We start from the raw sequence: 26,518 nt of genomic DNA on the forward strand, positions 1-26,518 counted from the left end.
TTTGTGAAATGGAGAGAAGGTTGTGATTTAAAGTAAGGTAAGATCGTTGAATAAAACCTTTAATATAAACGGTACCTGTTACCCGGAAGAGAATTATATGGTAGATATGGAAAGCCGTCTGAAAGAGATTGAAAAATTAGTCGACAATAAGAAGTATTTTACGATAAACCGTGCAAGACAGTATGGGAAGACAACCCTTCTGAATCTCATGGTGCAATATCTTTCTGTGAAATATACGGTATTTTCTGTCAGCTTTGAAGGGTTGGGTGATTCTGTTTTTGAAAAAGAAGCTTCTTTTTGCAGTATGATATGTAAGATTTTATATGATGCTATATGTTATGATGAAGTTCCGTCAGTAGAAACTCCTGTAAAAAATATCGTATATGAAGTGGTTCAAAATAACAGTGTAGAAGATTTATTTAGCCTTTCTGCTATGATATCTGAGTTATGCGGCGCGGCAAAGCGTCCCGTAGTCCTGATGATTGATGAAGTTGATCAGGCAGGCGGCCATAAGGTGTTTCTGGATTTTTTGGGCATGATTAGGAGTAAGTATTTAAAAAGAACAACCCGTCCGGTTTTTCGATCTGTCATATTTGCCGGAGTATATGATATCAAGAATCTAAGACAACGGATCCGAAAGGATGAGGAATATCAATATAACAGCCCATGGAATATTGCGGCAGATTTTTGTGTGGATATGAGTTTTACAACGTCTGATATTGCCGGGATGCTGCGTGCTTATGCTGCGGATAAAAATGCATAGTGCGTTGCCGAAGCTGTGAAGGTACTTTTATAAAGAACCAAGTATGTTGTTTGATAATATGCGGAAGAAAATGGCCGATTATCCAGAATTAAGGAAAATAATTTATGCAATTCTTTTTAGAGGAGAGAGTTACCCATATAACCCAGACAATTTCGCGATTGACATAGGGGCAATGTTTGGGTTTATAACTGAAAGGGATGGGCAGGCAGTAGTTGCTAACCGTATCTTTGAAACAAGGCTGTATAATCTTTTCCTGTCAGAAGAGGTGACGAAAAGCATCACATATCAGACGGGAGAACTGGAAAAGAATCAGTTTATAAAAAAGATAGCTGAAAGGCTCCGTGATAGTTCAGACAGGTCTGCGCATTCACTGCGCTGACCGTGCCATAGAGCAGAGTCTGAAAGCATCCGGTTACTGCTTATTATAGGTGAAAGGGTTGAGTATTCTGATTAGAAGAGTATAATAGAGAGTAGGAGAAAAAGGCGGAAAAGAATTATAAATCCTGGTGGGAGAAAGAAGCGGAATGTGCAAATGAGTGATTATAAGGGGCGTGTAGGTAATAGGATTTCGGTTCCTGAGGTGAGAGAAGCCGTGAGGGGAGATACCGAACGGCATTATAAGAAAAAAAGAAGTGATTCCCAGAAGTCTTATGATAAAAAGAAGAAAAGAAAATACCAGGAGAAATCTATTGGAACGTCTTTCGGAGAGTTATTGAAAGGGATTAAACTGGAGTGAGTGAGATTCCGTTGGCTGGGATGGATTGTCGTGCTTGATTTCTCTGTTGTCAGAATGGGAAAATCACGATATAATAAAAATAAGATATTTTGCTTTTGAGATGAGGAAAATATTGTGAAGGGATAAAAATATGCAGAAAAAGACACCGGATTACGATAATGTGTTTAAGACTATGAAGAGTAAGCACAAGAGATTGTTTATATCCGTAATTAATGACGTTTTCGAGAAAGAGTATCCGTTAGATACAAAAGTGGAAATTTTACCGTCAGAAGGATACTTGACTGAAAGCGAGACAGCAGATGGGAGCAAGGAAATAGAAGAGCAGATTTCTGATTTCCTGATTAAGATCGGGAGTGAGGTTTACGTGTTAGAGTGTCAGAGTTATGATGACGGCTCTATGGCAATCAGGATTGCAGAATATGCTTTCATTGTTGCGAGGCAGTTCGCAACATGGGATATCGGACATGCGACGATTCCCATGCCGAGATTTTCCATAATCTATGTCAAGCGGACGGAAAGAACTCCGAAGACTACGAAAATTACTTTTACATTTCCGGACGGACAGGAAGTAAATTACGAATCCACAAACGTAATCTTGGAAGAATTTACAAAGGAATATATTGTTGAAAAGAAGCTGTTCCCTTATATTCCGTTTTATATTGCAAGGTATGAAAAGGATATGATATCTGAAGGATGTATAGAGAACGCAGAACGGGATTTGGAATATTTCAGGAATGAACTGGTTCGTTTGTATGAAGCGGAGGAATTGACCGATTATGAACTGATCGACTTAAAGGGATTTATAAATACCATTATTACACATATTACAAATGGAAATAAAAATGAGGAAAGGCTGGTGAGTATTATGGGCGGAAAAGTAATTGAGACAGAGTCGGAGAGATTGATTCGTCAAGGTATAAGTCAAGGTATAAGTCAAGGTATAAGTCAAGGTATAAGTCAAGGTATAAGTCAAGGTATAAGTCAAGGTATAAGTCAAGGTATAAGTCAGGGAAAAGCGCAGCTGCTAATTGAACTTGGGCAGGAAGAAGGTCTTGATGATGCGGCGCTCCTGAAAAGGATTCAGGAACGGATTGGCGTGTCATTAGAACAGGCAGCCGCCTATTTGGAACAGTATGGAAAACAGACTGTATAGATTTAGATTTGCGAAGAGGGGTGACAATTTGAAGTGAAGGGAGTATTTCTGCTGAGAACGGGAGTACTCCTATTTTTGTCGAAGAACGGATGTTATTAAAGTTAGAAAAATCAGCAGGTATATTAAAGTTGCCTGCCGCTCCGTGGCGCGGACATACGGGCACTGATTCTATGCAAAAATTTTCCAACTGTACGGTTGCTAATCCTTGCTATTGTTTCGGTATGCCGATACAATAGTATCGAAGGGCGTGAGGACGATGATTCTGGACACACTGTTGAAAAAGCAAAATATGACAAAATATCGTCTTGCAGTGGAGGCAGGCATTCCCCATGCAACTCTGAGTGATATCTGCAGTGGTAAGACTCGGCTGGAAAAATGCTCGGCTGAAACCATCTGTAAAATCGCAAGGACTCTTGGCGTTTCCATGGAGATTCTGACGGAGGACGGAATCCGGGCAACAGAAAGAGAACACATCTATGAGCAGGGATAATGGCTAATTCACTGGATTTCCAGTGGAAAGTGCTCATAATCAGGAAAATACCAAAGGATCCGTTCTGGAATTTTATAAAAAATTGGTTGCTCTTAGGACGAAAAGTAAATATAGTCCAGTCATCATTGACGGGGAATTTGTACCATACTATACAGAAGATGTTTCGCTTTATATAAGGGAAATAAAAGATGAACGTTTTTTGTTGGTAGTGCAAGAGATCCTAAAGTATGGCGCGGTACAGACGCATGGTATAGAACCAAATCAAAATACTGATTATTGGGAAAGAAGGGTTGAGTATTCTTGAAATAGGAGTATAATTTAATCTGAGTGAAGGAGTGAGAACGAGAAAAAGGGGATTACAAGAATATGTCAATACATAACAATCCAGATCAGGAGAGTGAATCAATGAGAAAACAGCAGAATTTTCAATGGGAAACCATATCATTAGGTACTTGTTATTACCCGGAGCATTGGGACAGATCTCTATGGGAAGCGGACTTGAAGCGGATGAAGGCGGCCGGAATCGAGACGATCCGTATCGGGGAATTTGCCTGGAGCAAGGTGGAGCCGCGGGAAGGGGAATTCAGTTATGAGTTCTTTGATGATTTCCTTAATGCAGTCAGAGCAGCAGATATGAAGGTGATATTTGGTACGCCGACGGCAACGCCTCCTGCCTGGCTGACTGAGAAGTATCCAGAGGTGCTCAACTGCCGGATGGACGGGGTGAAGTTCCGGCACGGCATGCGCAGGCACTATAATTATAATTCACCGGTTTATCAGGATTTGAGCGCTCGTATCGTAGAGAAATTTGCAGGACATTATGCAGCACATCCCAATGTGATCGGCTGGCAGATCGATAATGAGATTAACTGCGAGGTGGATGTATTCTATTCGGAGAGCGATACGGCTGCGTTCCGTAAATATCTGCAAGGAAAATACGGTACACTGGAGAATCTGAATCGAGAGTTGGGAATGATATTCTGGAATCAGGAGTACACGAGTTGGGATGAGGTCTATGTGCCGCGCACGACCATTCATAATACCTCGAATCCTCACCTGACTCTGGATTATTACCGGTTTGTATCGGAGAGCGCGATTGCATTCTGCAGGATGCAGAGCGATATTATCAGGAAATATAAGAAGCCGGGAGATTTTATCACGACAAACGGTATGTTTGATCATCTTGATAATCACAGAATGATGGATGAAGCGCTGGATGTATATACTTATGATTCTTATCCGAATTTTGCATACTGTCTTTCGGAGGATCCGGTGCATAACCGTGACCTGAATGACAGAAAGTGGAGCAGCCATTTATCCAGGGTGCGTTCTGTCTGCCCGCATTTTGGTATTATGGAGCAGCAGTCGGGGGCGAACGGTTGGAATACCCGGATGGAAGCGCCTGCGCCGAAGCCTGGGCAGATGACGCTCTGGGCAATGCAGAGTATCGCCCATGGAGCAGACTATGTGAGTTTCTTTAGATGGCGTACCTGTACAGTGGGAACAGAGATCTACTGGCACGGTATCCTGGATTATGACAACAGGGATAACAGGAAACTTCGGGAGATCAGAGCGCTCCATGAGCGTCTGCGTTCGATCCGTGAGCTGGCAGGCGCCGCATACCGGGCGAGCTTTGGTGTGTTGGAGGATTATGACAATCTCTGGGATGCGGATGTGGACGTATGGCACAGGCGGGTAGAGAAGGCAAGCAAGAAAGAGATTTTCGCAGCGTCTCAATTGAGTCATACACCAATGGATTATGTGCTGCTGACGGACGGCACGGAGTATGGGGATTTGAAGGATTATCCGGTGCTGTTCTATCCTCACGGACTGATTCTGACGGAGCGAAGAGCGAAGCTTCTAAGAGATTATGCAGAGAAGGGCGGATGTCTCATTATCGGCGCCCGCACAGGGCAGAAGGAGGAGCACGGAAGATGTGTGATGATGCCGATGCCGGGGGAACTTGCACAGCTTAGCGGTACGTCCGTGGAAGAATTTACCTTTGTCGGAGCTATGGACGGGCAGGTATGTATGGAGTGGAACGGCAAGAAGCTTGATACAGGTATCTTCAATGATATCCTGGAGACGGAAAAGGAGGATGTGAAGGTGTTGGCTTGTTTTGCGTCCAACTATTATGAAGGAAAGCCGGCGCTGACGGAACGTGCGGTCGGAGAGGGAAGGGTGATTCATTTTGGAGGAACGTTTACCAGAGATACCGTGCAGGCATTGCTTAGCTATCTGGGGATTTTAGAGCCATACAGAGCACAGCTCGAACTTCCGGAAGAATGTGAATTGTGCGTCAGAGAGAAGAATGGGAAACAATACTTTTTCATATTGAATTATTCACCGGAGGAGCAAGAGATTCGGGTAAAGCAGGAGATGATAGACATGTTTTCAGGAGAGAAAATATGCGGCGCCGTCAGATTGACAGGGGATAATGTCTTATGCCTTGAGTCAGTTACCACATTGTAAGTAATGCAGAAGGTAGATTCCATGCAGAAAATATTAATCGTAGAAGACGACAGAGAGCTTAACATGGCTCTCTGTTATGCAATAGAGAAGAGTAAATACACGGCAGTCCGAGCATCTTCTGTCAGAGAAGCCAGGGAAATATACAGAAAAGAAGAAGTGCGGCTGATCATACTGGATATCAACCTCCCGGACGGAGACGGCTTCGGCTTCTGCCGGTGGGTGAAGGAACAGAAGAATACCCCCGTATTATTCCTGACAGCACGGGATATGGAGGAGGACGTATTGGAAGGATATGATCTGGGCGCGGAGGACTATGTGATCAAGCCATTTTCCATGAAAATACTTCTCAGGAAAATAGACGTGATCTTGAAACGTGTGAAAAATGATGACGACAGCATTTTTGACGACGGTAATCTGAAGATTGACTTAAATCGGGCGAAGGTGTTTATTCTCGGAGAGGAGTGCAGCGTCACGCCCACCGAGCTGCGTCTTCTGAGGGAGTTCGTACTGAATAAGGAACGGCTTCTCACCTACAGTATTCTCCTGGACCGATTGTGGGAGAACGGAGGTCAGTTGATGGACAAGCACGCGCTGGCGGTGAATGTCAACCGTCTCAGAGGGAAGATCGAAGATGAGCAGCACAAGTATATTTCAAATGTATACGGGATGGGATATCAATGGATTGGTCAGTGATCGTTGCGGTGTCAGCCGCAGGAGCGGCAGTTGCTGCCGTGTGGAGGATGTACCGGCTTAATAGGGATGTTTATAGGTTTGAAGAGAAGGTTGAGAATGCGCTTGACGATATCATATCCGGGAAGGGTATATCAGAAGGAGGGGAAGATATCACAGATTCTCTATGGGGCAAATGCGGGGAAAAGCTCTGGCGGGTGAATCGTATCTGGACGAAGAAGGAAGAGGCGGGAAGACGTGAGAAGGAACTGATGAAGGAGCTGATCTCTGACATTTCCCATCAGACTAAGACGCCTATTGCCAATATGAAGCTGTATCTGGAATTCTTGCAGGAAGAAGAACTCTCAGGGAAGGGGCGGGAATTCCTTGGCTATCTGGAAGGACAGACGGAGAAGCTGGATTTTCTCCTGCAGAGTATGGTTAAGATGTCCAGGCTGGAGACGGGAATGATTCACATCCGGCAGCAGGAGATGAAGCTGTACGAGACGATAGCAGGAGCAGTGGGAGAGATCGTGCCGTCCGCGGCGAAGAAGGGGATAGAGCTGTCTGTAGATTGTGATGAAGATCTTATGGTAAGACATGACAGGAAGTGGACGGAGGAAGCAGTCTTCAATGTGTTGGATAATGCGGTAAAATACACGGAATCCGGCAGGAGTATCCATGTTGCGGTGAAGTGTCAGGAGGTATTTGCGAAGATCAGTGTGCGCGATACGGGAAAGGGGATCGCGCCCGAACGTCAGGCGGAGATCTTCACACGTTTTTACAGGGAGCCAGAGATCCATGATGAGAGCGGTATCGGTATTGGGTTATATCTGGCAAGGAAGATCCTGGAATTGCAGAATGGGTATATCGAGGTACGGTCACAGGAGGGCGAAGGTTCGGAATTCAATCTATATTTGCCTAATTGAATTAATCAAGCTGGATGCTGACAAGCCGGCATTGTGATATTCTTTTAGTAGGAATTATAAAAATCACAGTTTCGTGATAATCCTGCATTGTGACAGCTTTGTGATTTTTGTCTGATAAGATGGTACTATGTTCAGCAGATAGCAGGTGACAGGCTGGATATGGTACTATTTTTTTTGCAGAAAGGAGCAAAAACATGGAGTCAAATATGGTAGAGACAAGAGGGTTAAAAAAATATTACAGGCTGGGCGACAATGTGGTCAAGGCATTGGACGGTGTGGATTTTACGGTCAGAGAACAAGAATTCGTTGCGATCATCGGAAGGTCGGGAAGCGGCAAGAGTACGCTTCTTCATATGGTGGGCGGTCTGGATACGCCTACGGAAGGCGACGTATATGTGGCGGGGAGAGACCTGTCCGGCATGACGAAGGAGGAACTTGCGGTATTCAGGAGAAGGAAGGTGGGATTCATATTCCAGAATTATAATCTGGTGCCGGATCTGAATATCTATGAGAATGTGGTTCTTCCCATAGAGTTGGACGGAAAGAGGGTGGACTGGGAATTCGTGGAAGAGATTCTGGATGTGCTGAAGCTTACGGAGAAGGGGGAAGCATTTCCGGGTAATCTGTCCGGCGGTCAGCAGCAGAGAGCGGCCATTGCAAGAGCGCTTGCGTCGAAGCCCGCCATTATCCTTGCGGATGAGCCTACCGGGAACCTGGATACGGCGTCAGGCCATGATGTATTGGGATTATTGAAGGCGGCGGCGAAGCAGTTTCAGCAGACGGTCGTTCTGATCACCCATGATCAGGATATCGCCCAGATGGCAGACCGGATCGTGTGCATTGAGGACGGGAAGATCAGAAAGGGGCGTGGTCTTCATGCTTAAGAATAACAATACACAGGTTTTAAACCGGATGGCGGGACGGTCGCTTAAGAGCAGCCGGCGGCAGAGTGCGACGATGATCCTGGCGGTTCTGTTGTCAGCCTTTATGCTGTTCAGTGTATTTACGGTGGGGATGACGTATTTCAAGATGCAGAGACTGCAGAATATCCGCTTGGGCGGCGGGGAATATGATGCGATCATGTACGGTGTGACGGATGAGCAGCTAAGTACATGCAGGGAGAACCCGGATATCCTGAGATTTGGGGTGCATGCCTTGTCAGGCTATATTGATGAGACGGAATATGACAATACTCCGGAGGTGATGCTCATATGGGCGGATGAGGCCTGTTGGAATGAGATTATGGCTCCGGCGAGGGAACGGGTAGAGGGGCGTTATCCGGTGGAAGAGGACGAGGTCATGGTGACAGAATATGCCCTGGAAAAATGCGGATTCCATGGACTGAACGTGGGCGATACGTTCACGGCTGTCTATGGAGCCGGGGCTGTCAAATGTGAGAAGACCTTCCGGATATCGGGAATCTGGGAAGGCTTCGGAGAAAAAAGCGCTTTCTATGTGTCGGAGAAATTCTATGAGCAGACGGGGTTGGATCCGGCAGATGTAGCTTCCGGAAGATTTCTGATCGATTTCCGGCAGCCATTGATCTCTCAGAAGGAGCAGGATACATTCATAGATTCCATGAAACTGGGCAAGCAGCAGAGATTATTTTTTACGGCTGATTCTGCGTTCTCCATACAGATTTTAACCGGGATTGCAGGGCTTGCGCTGGTAACCTGTCTGTGTGCGTATCTTCTGATCTACAATATCATGTATCTGTCGGTAGCGGGAAATATCCGTTATTATGGACTGCTGCAGACGATAGGGATGACGGGGCGGCAGATCTGCGGGCTGATCAGAAGGCAGATGTTCCTGATCGGGGGAATTGGTTTGGCGGGCGGCGTGCTCTTGGGAAGCGGTGTATCATTTCTTGTAGTTCCGTCCGTGGTAAAGTCATTGGGAATCCGTATGGGTAAGGGCGGAGAGATTGCGGTGTCATTCCACCCGCTGATCTTATTGCTGACCTTGTTGCTGACGGGAATAACCGTCTGTATTGCCGGCGGAAAACCGGCGAAGACCGCGGTCATGTGTTCTCCGATGGAAGCGTTAGGATTTCGGCCGTCGGCGGATGTGAAAAGGAGAGGATGGCCTGGCGGCAGCAGACACCTTGAAAGGAAGAGGCTTGTAAGCCCGTCCGCGAGGATCTGGCGCATGGCGAAAGAGCAGATTACGAAGGATAAGAGGAAGGCGGGGATCGTGATGTTATCTCTGGCGGCGGGAATGTCGGTGTTCCTGTGTATAACGACGATTCTGAATTCGCAGGCAAGGAGAGAGTATAATTATAATTTCCGGGATTTTGATATGGTGGTGAAAAACGGTACGATGAGGAAGGAGGAGCAGGAGAAGCGTGTCCAGATCTTCGATCAGACGATGCTTGACAGATTAGATGCTGTCGAAGGAGTGTCCGAGACGGCGCCTCTTTGTTACGCAGAGATCACCGTGCCCTGGGAGCCTGAATTTGCCGATATGTGGATGCGGGAATTCTACGAGACCTGGATGAACATCCCCTATGAAGACGAGGTGGAAGAATATAAGGAGTTCCCGGAGAACTTCGGATCATCGCTGGTAGGGATCAGTAAGGCTGATTTTGAAGCGTTGAATGCGGCGTCCGAGGAGCCGGTGGATGAAGCAGAATTCCTTAGCGGCAAGACCTGTCTGCTGTACCGTAACGGCCTGGAGCTTAAGAACAGTGATGTGACAGGGAAATCCGTCACCTGTGCGGCGTACGGAGACAGGGCACATACGCGGACCTTTGATATCGGAGGCTTGGTTGATGTGAACGACTATACGGCGCTGCTGGGATATCCCCCGACTATCATTGTCAGTGAAAATGTGGTGAAGGAATTTGCAGATGAACCGATCATATATAAGATAGGTATCCGATACCAGGAAGAGTATGACGCGAAGACAGAAGCCGCAATCCTTTCCGTACTGGATGCAGGCCCTCACGGCAAGGATTATTCCTATGAATCCAGAATTGAGATGAAGAGAGAAGTAGAGAAGGCACAGGGCAATATGATGGAGATCGGGATCGCAATCGCGCTGATCCTTGCGCTGATCGGAATTATGAATTATGTCAATACATTTGTCGGAAATATCCGGAGCAGGCGTGTGGAGATTGCTGTGCTTGAGAGTATCGGAATGACGGGCAGACAGGTGAAGAAGATGCTGATTCTTGAGGGACTTCTGTATGCAGGCGGGGCCTGGGTGATCACGGGAATTGCGGGGACGGCGGTAACTTACAAGATCTATCAGTCAATGAACTATGCAGGAACAGGCTTTGTGATACCAGCGGTACCTTGTGCGTGCGCAGCAGTGATCTCGCTTCTGATCTGTGTCAGCGTGCCGGCGGCGGCCTACCGCGATATCGAGAGGAAAGGGATCGTGGATTATATTAAGACGGCGTCCTTTTAGAACAGAGAATCCCGTCTGGGAATCTGGCGTATCATTGCATTAAGCCGCCTGATTCCTGCGGGATTCTTCTTTAGTATATATTTGATAAGGCGAAGTATAGCTTATCCCCTCAGCCGGAATCTTCCTACCAGATCCTTCATAAGCTGGGACTGGCTTGACAGCTCTTCGCTGGCTGCCGCGCTCTCCTGTGCGGTTGCGGAATTGGTCTGCACTACGCTGGAGATCTGGTCGATTCCCATGGTGATCTGGGAAATAGCCTCGGCCTGGTTGTTGCTGGCCTCGGAGATCTGGCTGATGATATTGGCAACCTCCTCGACTCCTTTTACGGTCTGGAGTAAGGATTGCGCGGTCTCATCGGCGATCAGGGTTCCGTTCTCTACTGCTCTTAAGGAATTCTCGATCAGAACAGAAGTATTCTTGGAGGCTTCCGCACTCTTGCCTGCCAGATTGCGCACTTCATCGGCCACTACTGCGAAGCCCTTGCCGGCAGTTCCGGCACGCGCCGCTTCTACTGCGGCATTCAGCGCAAGGATATTGGTCTGGAATGCGATATCCTCGATAGTTTTGATGATCTTTCCGATCTCATCGGAACAATTGCTGATATTGTTCATAGCCTGCATCATTTCCTGCATCTTCTGATTGCTCGTCTGCATCTCGCTTCCGACAACTCCTGCCATGTGATTAGCCTGCCGCGCATTCTCCGCGTTCTGCTTTACCTTCTCGGATATCTCATTGATAGTAGCGGCAAGCTCTTCAACGGAGCTGGCCTGCTCGGTGGCTCCCTGGGAAAGAGCCTGGGCTCCGCTGGATACCTGGTCGGAACCGCTTGCAACCTGAGCCGAACTCTCGCTGATCTGCAGGATCGTGTGGTTGAGCTTCTCTGCGATCGCCCGGAATGAGATCAAAAGAGGCTTAAAACCGCCGGTGTATTCTGTCTCGCAGGTGGAGTCCACCGTAAAATCACCGGAAGCCATCTGGGCCAGGAACTTGTTCTCGTCGTCGATGATCATCTGGAGCTTGCGGATCAGTTCACGTACCTGGTCGGACAGAACACCAAGTTCATCCTTGGAAGTGTAGGAGATATCTATATCTAGATCGCCCTGAGCCATTCGGGAAGCTGCCTTTTCGATCTCGAAGATCGGGAACTTGATTCCCCGGATGATCACGAATGAGAAAAAGACCCCGATAATAATAATAACTATGATAATACCGGCCTGGAAGATGAGGGCGTTCCGGTAAAGTCTTTCACTGGAAACTGTTTCTTCCTCGCTGCCGTTCTGGTTGTATGTAACGATGTCGCTGAAAGCGGTGTTCAGAGAATTATAAAGCTCTACACATTCTCCTTCTAAGATAGAACGGGCTTCATCAGTGTTGCCCTGTTTTGCCAGCGCCATCAGTTTGTCGTCCGCCTGGCTGTACTGCGTCCAGAGGTTCAAGGCATTCTCGTAATACGGTTTTTCTTCCTGATCGATCAGGCTTTCGTATTTGGTAAGAAGCGAGTCCATCTTGGATTTCTCGCTTTCGACGTATTTGAGGCTTAATTGCTCTATTTCGTCGGAAATGGCTGTGAGATAGCCGAGTTCATTGAGTCTGATATTGGAGAGCGTAGCGGTCATAGCCCTTCCCGTATCTACGCTTGGAAGCCAGCTTGTTGAGATATCGCTGGTCTTTTCATTTAGTTTTCCCATCAGATTAAAAGACATGCCTCCGATGATGAGCATACCGATCAGCGCAACGCCTACAAGAATGTAGAGCTTGAAACTGATCTTAAGATTTTGAATTCGCTTTATCATGTCAAATGTCTCCTTTCAATTTTGTAGCTTCTTATGTATGTGACATTAAAACGAAACTTTGTACATATATCGGCAGAAAAAAGCAAAATCTTAAGCTGTACACATAATATAGAATCAGGTATTATTAAAGCGGAGTCTTTTTGAAAGAGGGGAATAGCAGTGATCAAGCTTAGAGAGATATTGTCCATGCCGGTGTTCCGGAATTTCCGTGTGGTTGCCGGGGAAGGCGGGATAGACAGAGAGGTGGGGACTGTCAGTGTGATGGACGCCCCGGATATATACAAGTGGATGAAAGGCGGAGAATTCCTGATCACCACGGGATATGCGGTGAAGGACCGCCCGGAGTACATCCGGTCGCTGATCATCAACCTGGATAAGGGCGGCGCGGCGGCCCTGGGCGTCAAGTTCGACCGCTTTATCCATGATTTTCCGGCGGATGCCCTTGAGGCGGCAGATGAGTTGGATTTCCCGATCGTATCGATTCCTTATGAATTCGCATTTACAGATGTGATCAATCCCGTGCTGTGGGAGGTTGTAGATAAGCAGGCGAGGAAATTGCTTTACTCCGAGAGCATTCATGAGGCGTTTACCAGGATGGTGCTCAAGGATGAAGAGATACCGGCGATCCTTGCATTCTTAAGAAAGCACATTCACAGGGAGACGGCATTTATAGATCCGCGTTTTTCCAAAGTGTATTTTGCGTCGGAGACGGATGAGGACAGCAGTATCTGTCAGGAGTGGAAACAGTGGGATGTGGACGCGGGCAATAGGAAGGAGCGGACAGAAGGATATGATTTTTACAGGATGCACATCAATGAAGAGGAGTATGGGCATATTATCTTAGGAGAGCGGCTTGAGGGCTTTGATGAGTTCTTTCAGGACTATTACCAGATCGCGATCGAACAGGCAGGGATCATCCTGACGCTTAAGATCCAGAAGCAGATGGCGACGGCGCAGATAGAGACAGAGTACAGGGAGCAATTTGTCCAGGATATTCTGACGGGGAATATCAAATCAAAGGAGGAGATCATCAACCGCGGCAGGATCTACAACTGGGATTTTCATTTTGGAGGCATTGCAGTCGTCGTTGATATTGACCGTTTTAAGGAGCAATACCTGCAGGAGCTTGACAGGGAGAGGATCCGCAGGCTTGACGAGATCATGAGGCGGATCTTGAATATCAGTAAGCGGATCGTTAAGAAGGAATTTCCGCAATATGTGTACAGCAGGATGAGTGACCAGATCGCATTTGTGATCTCAGAGACTTGTGGTAAGAGAAGCAGATTCATGGAGAGGATCAAGAATGTTTTTGGGGAAGTGAAGGAAGAGATTCAGCGTGCATCGGCATTTACGGCGACAATCGGCGTAGGCAATTACAAGAAGGATATCGCGCAGATCCATGACAGCTGGGAGGAGGCGAAGAAGTCGGTCGTCATCTCAAGGAACATGCTGCGGGAAGATGTGATATCGGTCTACGACGAGCTGGGGGTGTATAAGCTGCTGTCATTGGTCAGTGCCAGTGAGGAGGCCAAAGAGTTCCAGCATCTGTATGTCCAGAGGATCGAGGCGTATGATCTGCAGCACCACACGGAGCTTCTGGAAACGGCGATGGTTCTGGCAGCTTGCGGATGGAATCTAAAAGAGGCGTCTGAGAAGCTGTATATCCATTATAATTCGATGAAATACCGTTACCGGAAGATCTGCCAGATATTGGAAATGAATCTTCAGGAACAGGAACAAAGGCTGAACCTGGAGCTTGCGCTGAAGCTGTACCAGATCCGTGCTCTTTCATAGAGATCCGAGCTCCTGGCCGTGCGGGTCCTAATCAGGGAGAGATTGTACTTACAGGACAATAAAAAGGCGGAAGTCTAGTACCATATAGATGATGATATTATAGACCGGCGCTGATATAATGAACTGGATATGTAACGGTAGTTTAATGCACTGGTTCGATAAGGAGGTACGAATATGTACAAGAACAAGGTCGGATTTATGGACGGCGTAATGGCGGCGGTAAAGGGGAATGTGATGAAGGATACGATTGGGGACATCGCTGTAAGCGGCCGCCTGATTCTTAAGGGAGGACATGTGGTGGATCCAAAGAATCAGGTCGATACGGTAACGGATATCCTGATCGGCAATGGAGTGGTCTGTCAGGTAGGAGATGATATTCAGGCTGAGAGCGGAGACAGGATCATTGACTGTGAGGGGTTATTGGTCATACCGGGTCTGATCGATATGCATCTTCACTTGGGAGATCTGTTTGAGGTGAGTACGAACCCGATCTTCTGTGCGGCAGAGGACGGTGTGACGATGGGGTTATCACCGGGGGCAGGCAATACATTTATGGCGCCGTCTTTGCTGGGGGCAGAGGTGGACCATGGTGTGCCGATCAACCTTGGCGTCTATCTCGGGGCGGTCAATGTCCTTGGAACACGGTTATCGGTGGAAGAATTGATCAAGATGTTCAGAGGCGAGATGGATGCGGATACACTGTCTGTGAAGATGAGCCGTAACGGGATCACCATTACCACGGCTCCGCTGACGGTAGGGATCAAGGATCATATGGGACATTTTATCATGCCGGATGAGAATATTGAGAAGATCTTCGAGATCACATCTAAAGCTAATCTGATCTATATGTCGCATACGCAGGATCCGGATCACGCAGAGCGGCTGGTAAGCTTGTCAAAAGGGCGCCCGCTTCACCTGGCCCATGCGACGGCGGCGGGATGCGGCACTCATATGGATGCGGCGGAAGGAATGAGAAGAGTTATTGATCTGGTTGACGGAGAGAATATCACGGCGGAATTCGTAACTACCATGCTGCGTGCGGGACATGGAAGCAGGGAAGGCCTTAAGCTTCCGGCCCAGTCCCAGAAACTGGCATACGATGCCTTAAGCTCCGGTAAGGTCAATATATTGATTTCCGACGGGCAGAATCAGGCGACGATGAAGGGATTCGGCGATACGAGGGATAACATTCCGGCGATTCTTGAACTTTCGGATATGGGCGTGCTGACGCTTAGTCAGTCCGTCGCAGCCATGACTTGCAATCCGGCCGGACTGATCGCCAGGAGAACGGCGAACAACTGGTGGACAGAGAAGACAGGACATCTTGGCGCGGGCGCTCTGGCGAATGTGACCATCGTCGACGAGGCGGACAAGCTTGCTACCTACACGATTGTAAATGGGGAGATCGTGTCGTTTGAGAACCGTGCGGTAAGAAGAAACTGTGGAGCCGGCGGATGGGTCAGCAAGTTTGGCATGGTCAGGAAGACCGGAGTCGGGGAGCTTGTGATGTTCTCATATAAGTAGGCGATGTATTGGAGGAAGAGAATTGAGAGAGGAAGCGGGATACAGACCAACGATAGAAGAGTGTCGGGAAGTGTTAGAAAGGCTGGTGAGGGTGGATACCTGCCAGCCGGAGGGTAATGAAGGGGAGATTGCCGGCCTGATCATGGAGATGCTTCCTTCCGGGCTTGAGTTCCATAAGCTTGAGCACACGGCCCGGAGAGCATCTCTGGTCGTGAAGGTGGAAGGGGAGATCGGGGAAGGCGGATTGGCGCTGATCGGGCATCTGGATACGGTGGCTTGCAGCGAGCAGGACGGCTGGGCCTATCCGCCGCATCAGGCAGAGGTAAAAGGGGATATCTTGTACGGACGCGGAGCCGCCGATATGAAGGGCGGCGTCGCCGCGATGATCCTGACTCTGAGGCAGATCGTACGCAGCGGGAAGAAGCCTTCAAAGCCGGTATATTTCTGCTTTACCGCGGACGAAGAGAGCAGGGGGACGGGAATCTGTGCCATCGTAGAAGAGAAATATCTGGACCAGGTGGAGGAGGTTGTCATCTGCGAGCCTTCCGATGAGAAGATAGGTATCTGTGAGAAGGGGGCGTTATGGCTGCAAACAGCCGTTCGCGGCCGGTCCTCCCATGCGTCGCGGCCGGAGCTTGGGGTAAATGCGGTAGAGTATGGAATATGTTTCGTGGAGAAGCTTAAAAGAGCGGTGGAAGGGAAGGAGAGCCATGCCATCCTGGGGCATAACACGGTGTCCGTCACAAGATTCCACGGGGGGATCATGACGAACATTATTCCGTCCAGTGCCGAGATCGAACTGGATATACGCACGGTTCCCGGGACATCCCATGATGAGATCATACGCAGGGCAGGGGAGATCTGCGAGGAGATCATGGATATGGATCCGGCAGTACATATGGAGACAGAGGTTCTGAACAACAGACCGGCCCTTGAGACGCCGGAGGACAGTCCGTTTGTACGGTGTATCATGGAGGAGGCAGAACGTGCCGGAATTTCCACAGAACCAAAGGGGTTGTATTTCTATACAGACGCTTCGCAGATGATGACCGGAAGACAGATTCCCTTTGTCATAGCAGGTCCGGGAGATGATGCGATGGCGCATTGTGTCAATGAGCATATTTCTCTTTCAAGCGTTGGGAGGTATACCGAGTTGTACAGCAGATACATCATGGAGCATTATTACTAATGGTAAATACGAGGAGGATAGAGATGAATGAGACGGGAAAAACACATAGCAGGGGACGGTCGGCGGGATCTGCTGCCGGATTTGCGGTGTGTATTGTAATTGGTTTTGTGTTTTATTTTGGCCTGCCGGCTCTTAGCGGATCGAATCAGACGTTGGACTATAATCATCTGATCGACGGAATCCTGAATTCTTTCCCGAAGCAGATGGCGTGGTTTTTTATGAATTTTACGGAGGCGCAGTTCTATGCGAGTGTATTTGCAGGAATTGGCCTGATTCTCGGAGGCTTTGCGGCGTGGATACTGGCGCTTAAGAATTCCAGGTTTGCCGGATTTGATATCTGTTACGGGAGCAGCACCATGTTCCCGTGGGTACTGGCGTCCCAGGTGCTTTCTCTTGCGCTGGCGCTCTTCGTGTTCCGGTACATCGAAGGATTCGCGGATCCGCAGGTGACATGGCTGAATACGTTTATCACGGTAGTAGGCGCGCCCCCGGCAGTCATGCTGCTGTACGGGCCAAGCGTATCTGCGCTGCTTACGGCTTCGGTCCTTGGAGGCTTGATCTGTGCGCCGACGGCGGTCTGGATCGGGAACGCCATCGTTACGCCGCTGAACCTTCCCGGAGTTGTGGCGAATGTGTCGGCAATGGCGGTTACCGGGATCATAGTCTGTATGGTATGCAAGGTTCTTCCATTTGTGAAGAAGGCCGAGATAAAGCCGCACAGAAGCGGGAGCGTCAATGAAGATGTGTACAGTACGTCCTGGTTCATCAGAAGAGTTCTGGCGGATTTCTCAGAAGCGCCCTTTTATGGAAATGAAGTCGCGTCGATCTTCTTACTGGCGGGTGTGTCAATCAACACGATCATCTGCGGGACACACGGAGCATACGGCTCGGGCGCTGTTCCGGCGATCCTGCTGTCTCAGTTCGTGGGTGCGGCGGTCGGAGTATTTCTCTATGTAGATAAGTTTGTAGACGGAGGATGGTATGCGACCTATGTGCCGGTAGTAAGCGTAGGACCGGCGTGTGTGCTGTTCTTTGGAGCGACCGTTCCGGTTGCCCTGTTCGCAGGAGTGCTTGGCGGCATTATAGGCGGCCCCGTGGCGCAGTATTTCTCGGAGAAGCTGCCGGAGGGCGTGCACGGAACGGTGGCGAATGTTACGTCGATGACGGTCTGTACCGTCATTACGGCGGTGGTGATGGGGGCGCTGCCCTGGTTTTAGAATTGACTAAAATCCCAGATTACGTCCCTTCTCCATATTCGTAAGCTGGCGTTCGCCTTCGTCCGCGATCATGCGGAAGTCTTGGATCGTCTGGGCCATCTGTGGCAGCGCCTTTGCCTTATAGGTGCTGATATCGTCAAGGGCAGACAGGGTATCTGCAAACGCCTGTTTTAAGGTGTCTGGGGAAATGCTTGCTTCTACGGCTTCTCTCTGGATTGCAGTGCCCTGTTCTTTTAACATTCTTGAAGTCGCGCTGATCATATTGTTCGTCGTCTCGTTGAGTATCTGCACCTTCTCAAGGACGATCTTCTGATTATACAGCGCGCCGGCTACCGTGACAGCCACACGGAGTGCGGCAACCGTTACAGTCTGTGCGCGGTCGACCGCGCGGATCAGTTCCAGGTTATTCTTGCGGATTACTTCCATAGCGATGATTCCCTGTTGGTTTACCACCAGTAATTGCTGGAAATCCATTAGCCGCTGTCTGAGCGGGAAGATGATCTCTTCTTCTACGAACTTGATACGTTCTTCTGATTCGCCGGAGACCTTGGCGTTCTCAACAGCGTTGGCAAGATAGCTGTCAAGCTGTGTTCCGAGTTCGATCTTCTGTGTCAATTGCTTTGTCAGGTCACGCATGGCGGCCTGTTCGATCTCCAGGGTGGTGTTGTCGTTCTTAAGCGTATTCCGCCCCTTTTCTAATGTTTTTACAATGCCGGCGATCTCGGCGTCGGCGGTCTTAAACCGTTCAAAATACCGGCGGATCGGATTGAAGACCTTACCAAGCACGCCTGTCTTGGTAAAATCAAGGCCAGACGGGTCAAGATCCCTCATCTTGACAGACAGCTCTTCCAGCCCTTTTGCCACTTCGCCGGATTCTCCGCCGGCTTTGCCGAATTCTCCCATACGTTTTTGGAGGATACTGTTTTTGGCCTGAGATTGTCTGACGATATCAGAGCCGAATGTCTCTACTACCTGGACGAATTCTCTGCGCTCGGCGAGAGAGTCGAGGTCCACGCCCATGATCTGGTCGGCTTTGTCTTTGACGGCGCCGGCAATTACAGTCTTCACTTCGCTGGTCGGCGCAAGTTCTGCTGCTACTTCTTTTTTGATTTCTTCGGTATTCGGTAAATCCAGTGTAAATCCGCTCATATATCTTACTCCTTATATTCATGAATTGTGACAGTTCGGACAAGCTGTACTAGTGTGCTGCCTGAATATGATGCAGACAGTACACTGGAGTTACATGCTTGCGTTAAATAGTGTCTTAAGCTGGTATACGACGTCGTCGGTGGATGCGTCGATGCTTGCGGCCTCATTCACGGAGCTGATGCTCTGAAGTGCCGACAGGTCGGCGTTGTAACCGATGGTATATACCGGTATCTTCAATCCGTTTAAGATATCCCGGACATCGTTCAGGTTATAACCGACATTGGTTTCCCCGTCGCTTAGGACGAACAGCATCGGTTTGGCATCGGGATATTCGTCCGTCATCCCCCGGATCATATCCAGTGCAACGCAGATCGCGTCGAAGGTGGCGGTTCCGCCGGAGGCGAATAGATTTTCTACGCTTCCTTTGAAATACGTCTGCTGTTCTAAGTTAAACTGGCCGATCGGTACTTCGATCGTCACGTCGTCTGAATAGCTTACAAGTCCGATGTAATTATCAGGATTGATATATTTCATACTGTTGATCAGAGAAGTCTGAAGAGCGATCAGCGGTTCGCCGTCCATACTGCCGGAAACATCCGTTACGAATACGCCGATCACCGGACGTCCGGTGTCCTTGTTCGTCTTATATAATTTCTGTGCGGCTGTCAGGATATCGCCGGAAACAGGTTCATATTCACACTTATAATCAGGCATTCCGTTGAAACCGTATTCTTCAGCACGTTTTACAGCCTTGCTGTCAGCGCAGTATTCTGCAAAAAGCTTCAGGATCTCTTTTTGTTCCGGGCTGGCAGAGTCGATACTTACCAGCGGATTATCATGCCGGTAGCCGTAAGGGGTGAATTTGTAGTTCTTAGACAGCATGGTATCGTTCATATACGATTGATATTCCATGATGAATCCATCCAGGGAACCGTTCTCGGCGGCGGAGCGCATCTGCATGGTTGTCAGAGCAACGAACGGCACGTTCTTCTGGAACTTCTGGAAACCGGCTGTTGCCGTCTCGGACAGCGGGTTGTCAAGATCGTATCGCTCCAGGGTGCAGATCAGGAAGTTAAGCCCTGCACTGCTGGCAAAGGGGTTGGTGTAGCCCATCGCGAACTCTCCGGCTTCGGTTGCTTCTGTAATTGCTTTTAGATCTACGCTTCCGTATTTTTCTACGATCTGATCGTAGGTTTTGTCGGAGAGAAGGATTCCGGCAACATTACCCACCAGACTGTCGGCGACAGTCTCCGTGGCGGTGCCTTTGGAGTTCAGCATATCTACCCAGAGCATGCTGGAAGGTGCGAATCCCTCGGGAACGGCTTTGCCGGTGGCAATGTAGTCAAGGGCCTGTCCGCTGTTGACATTGCGGATCTGAACGGAGATCTTCTGTCCGCCTACCTGGTATCCCTCCTGGTTGAATTCTTCCGCCATCTCGCAGAGCCATCCGTCTGTCCCGGTTCCGGCCTTCTCCGGGGAAGAATAGATCTCGGCGTACAGACCGGTATCGGCTTTGACCTGAACCGGGCAGGTATCGATATCCGGCAGCTCCGAAGCTTCGTCCTCTGCCGAATCGTATTCGATCGGCGACTTGATCGGGGTGCCGTTTGAGGGGTTGATCTTGTCTACCATCCTGGTTAGACGTTTTTCGGCGCTTTCTTTGGAAATCACTTTCTCGGATTTGCCGATGTTGCGCGTCACGTAGATACCGCCGAAGACTGCGGCGCATACAAGAATGACTACGACAACCATAATTCCAGCAATTTTCTTATTCATAGGCTGTTCCTCCGTTACGGTCGGTGAGTGTCTCACCTCTTATTGATAATTCTTTGTTTTATCGATCAGTTTCTCGATCTCATTGATAATATTTGGTTTCATCGATCAGCTTCTCGATCTCATGGATCAGTTCATGGTTCAGGTTTGCGTCATCCCCGGAAGTCAGAGAAGAGATCTCCATTGCCAGTGCGTCCAGTTTGAGAAGGATCTTCTCGTTGAGGGCGATCGTTGATCTGACATTGTCAAAATTCTTCTGGTACAGCCGAAGCTGTTCTTCCTGGATATCGTCGGGAATATCGTCTTCCCGGTAGTGCTTGAGCCTTGCGTATTCCTTCTCGTCAAAGAGACGCATGCGGTTCGCCATTGCAACCACATTCTTGATGGCGGAGACTTCCGCTGCGGCTGCCACGCTGTCGAACTTGTCAAAGCTCATAGAACCCCTGGTGAACTTCTGCTCCAGAATGCCGGATAGCCGGCGCCTGCATTTTATAATGCGGTCAAGCTGATCGGAAGCAGTCTTAGCCATGCTGCCGAAATATCTGCCGCCGCAGTGATCCTTCAGGATGTTCTTCGCTTTTTCCAGGTCGGGAACATCTTCCAGCATAACTGGTTTTTGATTCGGGCCTTTTAACAGGGCGATATTAGACAGGAAGAAGAGCGCGGTCAATACAAGAGCTGCTATGATGGACATTCCTGCCCGGAATATACTGTAGTCCGACAGCCGCAATGCTACAAGACCCGGCGAATACAGGACTACGGCGGTAACTGCAATACATAGATTGACAGCGATCAGTTTCAATAATTTTTTCAATACATCTCCTCCTGCCTGGACATAAGGATCTGATCGTCTATTTTTCTGCAGCTCCTAAATGTCTGTTTTTGTAGAAAAATGTTTCGTTTCTTAAAATTATTATACGACACATTTTATAATCTGACAAGTCGTAGAAAGACATTGAAAATATCTATATAATCCGATATAATTAATACAACATATGATGGTTAACAATTAAAAGGCGGTGAAAACATGGAGGTATTAGAAATGACTGATAAGGAGTTAATTACAACAACTATTGACAGATATACTGATTTGCAGCAAATTAAAAAGGCTAATGAAGGACATAAGAATGAAGTTCTTGAATATCTCATTAAAGTGACTACGGCAAAGCTATCTTCTCTGGGGGTGAATGTTGAGGATATAACATTGTAGGTGTTCTAATATTTGACATATTTTGAAGAGAATGGCTATAATATACTTAACAAGGGAGCCGTTAGTCAGATGAAGCCTGACCGCCGGCAAAATAAGTGTTATAAAAATAAGCGCCTTACTTTACCAGAGCAGGGGCGCTTATCTTCTATTGCTGCGTATCGTAATAACAAGAATAAAATATTTTCTTATTATATTGTCAATGTACCATTCTTCCTGTGCCGTCATGTAAGCGCAGGATCGTTCCAAACAACATGGATGAGCAAAGCAGAACGGGAAGTGCTGGATGGATTCGATGAGGAATTGGGAAGGGGATCATGATCCGGCCGCCTGCAGAGCGCCGGGGGTGATGTTTAAAGAAAATAGTACCATATCAGTATCAAAAAGACCGAAAACGTTGATCCTGCAACATTTCCGGTCTTTGGTAAGCAGATAACGGGAATCGAACCCGCCTCTCCAGCTTGGGAAGCTAGCATTCTACCGATGAACTATATCTGCATGTAAAGTATTATAATACATTTTATGAAGAAATGCAATCATTTTGTAAAGTTAAGAAAAAATTCATAATTTCTATCGAAAAAGTTTGGATTATTGTTCTATAATGGTAGAATAGAAAATGGGAGGAGTGCGGATGGACAAAGTAATAGAAGTAAAGGATCTGTATAAGCTATACCGTGTGGGCGATGAAGTCGTGCGGGCACTGAACGGAGTCGGATTCGCGATATATGAAGGGGAGTTCTGTGCGATCGTTGGGACCTCCGGCTCCGGTAAGTCGACACTCTTGAACATGCTTGCAGGACTTGAGAAGCCAACGAAGGGAAATGTCGTGATCGCGGGGCAGCATATTGAGAATCTGACGGAGGAGCAATTAGTTCGGTTCCGGCGGGAGAATGTAGGATTTATCTTCCAGTCCTTTCATCTGCTGGGAACCATGAATGCGCTGGAGAATGTGGCGCTGCCCTTAAGTTTTCGGGGAGTCCCAAGGGATATACGGATGCGCAAGGCGGATAAGATGCTGGAGCTGGTGAAGCTTAAGAAGCACAAGAAGCATCTGCCGAACCAGATGTCGGGCGGACAGCAGCAGAGAGTAGGTGTTGCAAGAGCCCTGGTGGTAGATCCGAAGATCATATTTGCAGACGAGCCGACAGGGAATTTGGATTCCCACACATCAGAAGAGGTCATGAGACTGATGCAGCAGGTAGTGAGAGAACAGAGGAAGACTCTGGTGATGGTAACTCACGATGCGCATCTGGCAACCTATGCCGACAGAGTCTTCCATATCCGGGACGGGAAGATTCTTAAGATTGAAGATAACCGGAAGATAGCGATTGAGGAGGGCAAAAGAAGATGAAACTAGTAAAGAAGCTGCTGATGGGATTATGCGTGGCCGCGCTTATGGCCGGGATGGTGGGATCGGTCACGATCATGGCGGCGCCGTCCGGGTCGGTCACGGTCACATCCGATGGGAACAAGGCGCCTACATTTACTACGGAAGGCGCGCAGGAGTGGACCCTGATCGTACATAATGGTTCTAATGTGCCGTTAAGCAACGCAGTGATCGCGCCCAGGCTTGGAGACACTAATGACGAGTGGCCGTTTAAGACGGAATACCAGAACTATGCGCAGAGGATAGAGGAGATTCCGGCGGGAGAGTCCGTACCGGTTACCTTTGTTTTCGAGCAGCGTGAGGATGTTGCGACTTCGAGGCATACGCTGCAGTTTGATGTATATACGGAAGACAGTGCGGAACCGGCCGCTTCCCAGAAGTTCTATGTCAATACAACGGCGAAGCCGGCGGATAACCCGGGAGATCAACTGATCGACTTAGATCAGATTACCGGGGGAAATCTATCGTTAGGAGATATCAGCGGAGACATGATGTCGGCGGATGCCGGCGGGTTTAGCAACGGAGACGTATCCGGCGGCGGAGGAAGCGCAGATTCAGGGTCTGTTCCCAGGGTGATCGTTACCGGGTTTAACACTGATCCGGCGGAAGTGCGCGCAGGAAGTAATTTTAACCTGATCATTCATCTGAAGAACACGTCAAAGACTACGAAGGTCAGCAACATGCTGTTCGACCTGAGTGCACCGACAGAAGGAAGCGATGCACAGACGGTGGCGCCTGCATTTCTTCCCGTGTCCGGTTCCAGTTCTATCTATATGGAAGGAATCAAGGCGAATGGTACGGCGGATATCTCCATTCAGCTTAACGCCAAGGCAGATCTGCTGCAGAAGCCTTACAGCGTCGATCTGAGTATGAAATACGAAGGCGCCAACGGAACCCCGGTAGATGCGTCTTCCAGCCTGTCCATTCCGGTGAAGCAGGACGCAAGATTTGAATTCAGTGATTTTGAGATCAGCCCGGTCAGCATCTCGGTGGGAGATGAAGCCAATGTCATGTGTAATCTGTATAACATGGGGAGGATCAAGCTCTATAATGTTAAGGCAACATTTGAAGGAGCATGCATTGAGAAGGAAGAGGTATTCATAGGGAATGTTGAGTCGGGGGCGACGGCTTCCATTGACGCTATGCTGGAAGGAGCCCAGGCGACCGGAGGTCCGGCGAATGTGAAGATGACGCTGAGTTATGAGGATGAGTCCGGGAAGATCTCTGTGGCTGAGAAGGAATTGCAGTTAGAGGTCATGGAAGCAATGGAGAGCGATATGATGATGCCGGCGGATATGGAGATGATGGAGGAGCCGCAGGGATTCCCGGTGATACCGGCTGCGATCGCCGCCGCTGCGGTTATTGTGATCATTATTATCGTAGTTGTCATGAAGAAGAGAAAGAGAAGAAAGAGACTGAATGAAGAGGAGGAGTTGCTGGATGAGCTGGATAGACCTTCTGAGGATGAGCGGTAGCAATTTAAAGAGGCGGAAGCTTCGAACCTTTTTGACTGTCCTTGGGGTTATTATCGGAACAGCATCCATCGTCGTTATGATCTCGCTGGGGCTTGGACTTCAGGAGTCGCTTTACCAGGAGGTAGAGCAGTCCGGGGGGCTTACCAGTATCAAGGTGTCAGGCGCGGGCGCGGGTGATTCCATGTACGCTTTTTCTTCTATGTCGGGGGAAGAGGAGGAATCGAAGAAATATATTAATGATCAGGCAGTCAGCGAGCTGGCCCAGCTTGAACATGTGACCGTCGCGTCGCCTGTATATGAGATGTGGGTCAACATGCTGAAGGGCAGGTACGAGGGCTCCGGGCAGTTGGTGGCGATGACGCCGGAGGGGCTTGCTGCCAAGAATATCCCGTTGGCAACCGGGACGCTTCCGGCGCCGAACAGCGGAAGCCTGGAATTGGTATACGGCAACGGGATCGCGACGAGCTTCTATGAAAAGGGAACCGGAAAGGGATATTATGAGACCGGAGAACTGCCGGATATTGATTTTGCCAATGATTCAATATTCCTGATACTTGACCAGGACGGTTACAATAACAATATGGGCGGCGGATTGGATATGGGCGGCATGGATGAAGGCGGCGGACAGCAGGCTAAATCAGGAACCGTGCAGAAGCATGTGGTGAAAGCCAGCGGCGTCGTAGAGGGAAGCCCGGATGAGTATACGGCGAATTATTACTATATCTATTGTGATCTGGATACGCTGCGGCAGATTCTTAAGAAGGAGTTCGCCGGGAGAGTTATTCCGGGACAGCCCAGCACAAAATCAGGCAAGCCGTATAAGGAATTCTGCTATTCATATGCTCAGGTGAATGTAGACGATATAGACAATGTAGAAGCGGTCTCGGCAAGAATTCGGGAGATGGGCTATAACGTTGAAACTAACGCGGAATATCTGAACAGTATGAAGAGCCAGTTCGCTATTATCCAGGCAGTGCTTGGCGGCATCGGCGCGGTGTCTCTGTTCGTTGCGGCGATCGGAATCGCGAATACGATGATGATGTCCATCTATGAACGGACCAAAGAGATCGGCGTGATCAAGGTGCTTGGATGCAGCCTGAAGAACATCAAGCAGATGTTTCTTCTGGAGGCGGCATTCATCGGCCTGATCGGAGGTATGGCGGGCAACGTGCTGAGCTTCCTGATGTCGGCGGCTATTAATTTCCTGACCAAAAACGGGGCCTCTTCTATGGGGCTTAGCAGTGAGATCTCGTATATTCCCATATGGCTGGTATTGCTGTCTATGGGATTCGCCATTCTTGTGGGGGTGGTCGCCGGATATTTCCCGGCGCTGCGTGCCATGAAGCTAAGTCCGCTCGCGGCTATCCGCAACGAATAGATGAGCGGA

Annotated in this window: 23 protein-coding genes and 1 tRNA gene; 19 read left to right on the forward strand and 5 right to left on the reverse strand. The window is 48.8% G+C overall.

Annotation, left to right across the window (positions count from 1 at the left end):
* The first annotated feature begins 97 nt into the window (after positions 1-97).
* The 10 genes from VSQ62_RS03710 to VSQ62_RS03755 all read left to right on the forward strand — a co-directional run bounded on the left by VSQ62_RS03710 (position 98) and on the right by VSQ62_RS03755 (position 10,623).
* Entirely contained in the window at positions 98-763 is a 666-nt protein-coding gene (locus VSQ62_RS03710; RefSeq protein WP_334633277.1) for an AAA family ATPase, read from the forward strand.
* A gap of 70 nt (positions 764-833) precedes the next feature.
* Positions 834-1,142 carry a hypothetical protein gene (locus VSQ62_RS03715; RefSeq protein WP_334633278.1) on the forward strand — a complete coding sequence of 103 codons (309 nt, stop codon included), beginning with the start codon at positions 834-836 and terminating at the stop codon, positions 1,140-1,142.
* Between the two features lie 153 nt (positions 1,143-1,295).
* Entirely contained in the window at positions 1,296-1,499 is a 204-nt protein-coding gene (locus tag VSQ62_RS03720; RefSeq protein ID WP_334633279.1) for a hypothetical protein, read from the forward strand.
* A gap of 130 nt (positions 1,500-1,629) precedes the next feature.
* Positions 1,630-2,652 carry an RpnC/YadD family protein gene (locus tag VSQ62_RS03725; protein ID WP_334633280.1) on the forward strand — a complete coding sequence of 341 codons (1,023 nt, stop codon included), beginning with the start codon at positions 1,630-1,632 and terminating at the stop codon, positions 2,650-2,652.
* Between the two features lie 256 nt (positions 2,653-2,908).
* Positions 2,909-3,142 (forward strand): helix-turn-helix transcriptional regulator, encoded by a 234-nt coding sequence (locus VSQ62_RS03730; RefSeq protein ID WP_334633281.1) that lies wholly within the window; start codon positions 2,909-2,911, stop codon positions 3,140-3,142.
* A 405-nt stretch (positions 3,143-3,547) separates the two neighbouring features.
* A complete protein-coding gene (locus VSQ62_RS03735) occupies positions 3,548-5,614 on the forward strand; it encodes a beta-galactosidase (protein WP_334633283.1) in 2,067 nt (688 codons plus the stop codon).
* Between the two features lie 21 nt (positions 5,615-5,635).
* Positions 5,636-6,307, forward strand: a complete 672-nt coding sequence (locus VSQ62_RS03740) for a response regulator transcription factor (RefSeq protein WP_334633284.1) — start codon at positions 5,636-5,638, stop codon at positions 6,305-6,307.
* On the forward strand, positions 6,292-7,212 hold the full coding sequence (locus tag VSQ62_RS03745) for a sensor histidine kinase (RefSeq protein ID WP_334633285.1): 921 nt from the start codon (positions 6,292-6,294) through the stop codon (positions 7,210-7,212). The genes VSQ62_RS03740 and VSQ62_RS03745 overlap by 16 nt, the downstream gene beginning before the upstream one ends.
* Before the next feature lie 194 nt (positions 7,213-7,406).
* The gene (locus tag VSQ62_RS03750) at positions 7,407-8,096 is read left to right on the forward strand and encodes an ABC transporter ATP-binding protein (protein ID WP_334633286.1); all 690 of its coding nucleotides are present in this window, start codon (positions 7,407-7,409) and stop codon (positions 8,094-8,096) included.
* Complete coding sequence (locus VSQ62_RS03755) at positions 8,089-10,623, forward strand: FtsX-like permease family protein (protein ID WP_334633288.1); 2,535 nt, start codon at positions 8,089-8,091, stop codon at positions 10,621-10,623. The genes VSQ62_RS03750 and VSQ62_RS03755 overlap by 8 nt, the downstream gene beginning before the upstream one ends.
* A 101-nt stretch (positions 10,624-10,724) precedes the next feature.
* Here the strand turns inward: VSQ62_RS03755 and VSQ62_RS03760 are convergent, their stop codons facing one another.
* Positions 10,725-12,416, reverse strand: a complete 1,692-nt coding sequence (locus VSQ62_RS03760; protein ID WP_334633290.1) for a methyl-accepting chemotaxis protein — start codon at positions 12,414-12,416, stop codon at positions 10,725-10,727.
* Between the two features lie 159 nt (positions 12,417-12,575).
* Here VSQ62_RS03760 and VSQ62_RS03765 point away from each other — a divergent pair, with 159 nt between their 5' ends.
* The 4 genes from VSQ62_RS03765 to VSQ62_RS03780 all read left to right on the forward strand — a co-directional run bounded on the left by VSQ62_RS03765 (position 12,576) and on the right by VSQ62_RS03780 (position 18,140).
* Positions 12,576-14,210, forward strand: a complete 1,635-nt coding sequence (locus VSQ62_RS03765; RefSeq protein ID WP_334633292.1) for a PucR family transcriptional regulator — start codon at positions 12,576-12,578, stop codon at positions 14,208-14,210.
* 174 nt (positions 14,211-14,384) lie between these two features.
* Positions 14,385-15,734 (forward strand): amidohydrolase family protein, encoded by a 1,350-nt coding sequence (locus tag VSQ62_RS03770; RefSeq protein ID WP_334633294.1) that lies wholly within the window; start codon positions 14,385-14,387, stop codon positions 15,732-15,734.
* Positions 15,735-15,756: 22 nt separating this feature from the next.
* On the forward strand, positions 15,757-16,923 hold the full coding sequence (locus VSQ62_RS03775; RefSeq protein ID WP_334633295.1) for a M20 family metallopeptidase: 1,167 nt from the start codon (positions 15,757-15,759) through the stop codon (positions 16,921-16,923).
* A gap of 23 nt (positions 16,924-16,946) precedes the next feature.
* Positions 16,947-18,140 carry a hypothetical protein gene (locus tag VSQ62_RS03780; RefSeq protein WP_334633297.1) on the forward strand — a complete coding sequence of 398 codons (1,194 nt, stop codon included), beginning with the start codon at positions 16,947-16,949 and terminating at the stop codon, positions 18,138-18,140.
* Positions 18,141-18,146: 6 nt separating this feature from the next.
* Here VSQ62_RS03780 and VSQ62_RS03785 read toward each other — a convergent pair whose 3' ends face one another.
* From VSQ62_RS03785 to VSQ62_RS03795, 3 genes are all read right to left on the reverse strand, one after another.
* A complete protein-coding gene (locus tag VSQ62_RS03785; protein ID WP_334633298.1) occupies positions 18,147-19,289 on the reverse strand; it encodes a toxic anion resistance protein in 1,143 nt (380 codons plus the stop codon).
* Between the two features lie 90 nt (positions 19,290-19,379).
* On the reverse strand, positions 19,380-21,065 hold the full coding sequence (locus VSQ62_RS03790; RefSeq protein WP_334633300.1) for a vWA domain-containing protein: 1,686 nt from the start codon (positions 21,063-21,065) through the stop codon (positions 19,380-19,382).
* A 79-nt stretch (positions 21,066-21,144) separates the two neighbouring features.
* Entirely contained in the window at positions 21,145-21,876 is a 732-nt protein-coding gene (locus tag VSQ62_RS03795; RefSeq protein WP_334633301.1) for a hypothetical protein, read from the reverse strand.
* Between the two features lie 213 nt (positions 21,877-22,089).
* Here VSQ62_RS03795 and VSQ62_RS03800 point away from each other — a divergent pair, with 213 nt between their 5' ends.
* Both VSQ62_RS03800 and VSQ62_RS03805 read left to right on the forward strand, forming a co-directional pair.
* Entirely contained in the window at positions 22,090-22,272 is a 183-nt protein-coding gene (locus tag VSQ62_RS03800; protein ID WP_334633302.1) for a hypothetical protein, read from the forward strand.
* A 12-nt stretch (positions 22,273-22,284) separates the two neighbouring features.
* Positions 22,285-22,590: a hypothetical protein gene (locus tag VSQ62_RS03805; RefSeq protein WP_334633303.1), complete on the forward strand. Its 306-nt coding sequence runs from the start codon at positions 22,285-22,287 to the stop codon at positions 22,588-22,590.
* Between the two features lie 106 nt (positions 22,591-22,696).
* On the opposite strand, the gene VSQ62_RS03810 is transcribed toward VSQ62_RS03805, so the two are convergent.
* Positions 22,697-22,767, reverse strand: a tRNA-Gly gene (locus tag VSQ62_RS03810).
* A 133-nt stretch (positions 22,768-22,900) separates the two neighbouring features.
* Between VSQ62_RS03810 and VSQ62_RS03815 the strand changes: the two genes are divergently transcribed.
* The 3 genes from VSQ62_RS03815 to VSQ62_RS03825 are packed head-to-tail and all read left to right on the forward strand — an operon-like array spanning position 22,901 to position 26,509.
* On the forward strand, positions 22,901-23,620 hold the full coding sequence (locus tag VSQ62_RS03815; RefSeq protein ID WP_334633304.1) for an ABC transporter ATP-binding protein: 720 nt from the start codon (positions 22,901-22,903) through the stop codon (positions 23,618-23,620).
* Entirely contained in the window at positions 23,617-25,131 is a 1,515-nt protein-coding gene (locus tag VSQ62_RS03820; RefSeq protein WP_334633305.1) for a COG1361 S-layer family protein, read from the forward strand. The genes VSQ62_RS03815 and VSQ62_RS03820 overlap by 4 nt, the downstream gene beginning before the upstream one ends.
* A complete protein-coding gene (locus tag VSQ62_RS03825) occupies positions 25,097-26,509 on the forward strand; it encodes an ABC transporter permease (protein WP_334633307.1) in 1,413 nt (470 codons plus the stop codon). The genes VSQ62_RS03820 and VSQ62_RS03825 overlap by 35 nt, the downstream gene beginning before the upstream one ends.
* Positions 26,510-26,518: the final 9 nt, after the last annotated feature.

The sequence above is a fragment of the Sporofaciens sp. JLR.KK001 genome (assembly GCF_036941055.1).
Classification (GTDB): Bacteria; Bacillota; Clostridia; order Lachnospirales; family Lachnospiraceae; genus Sporofaciens.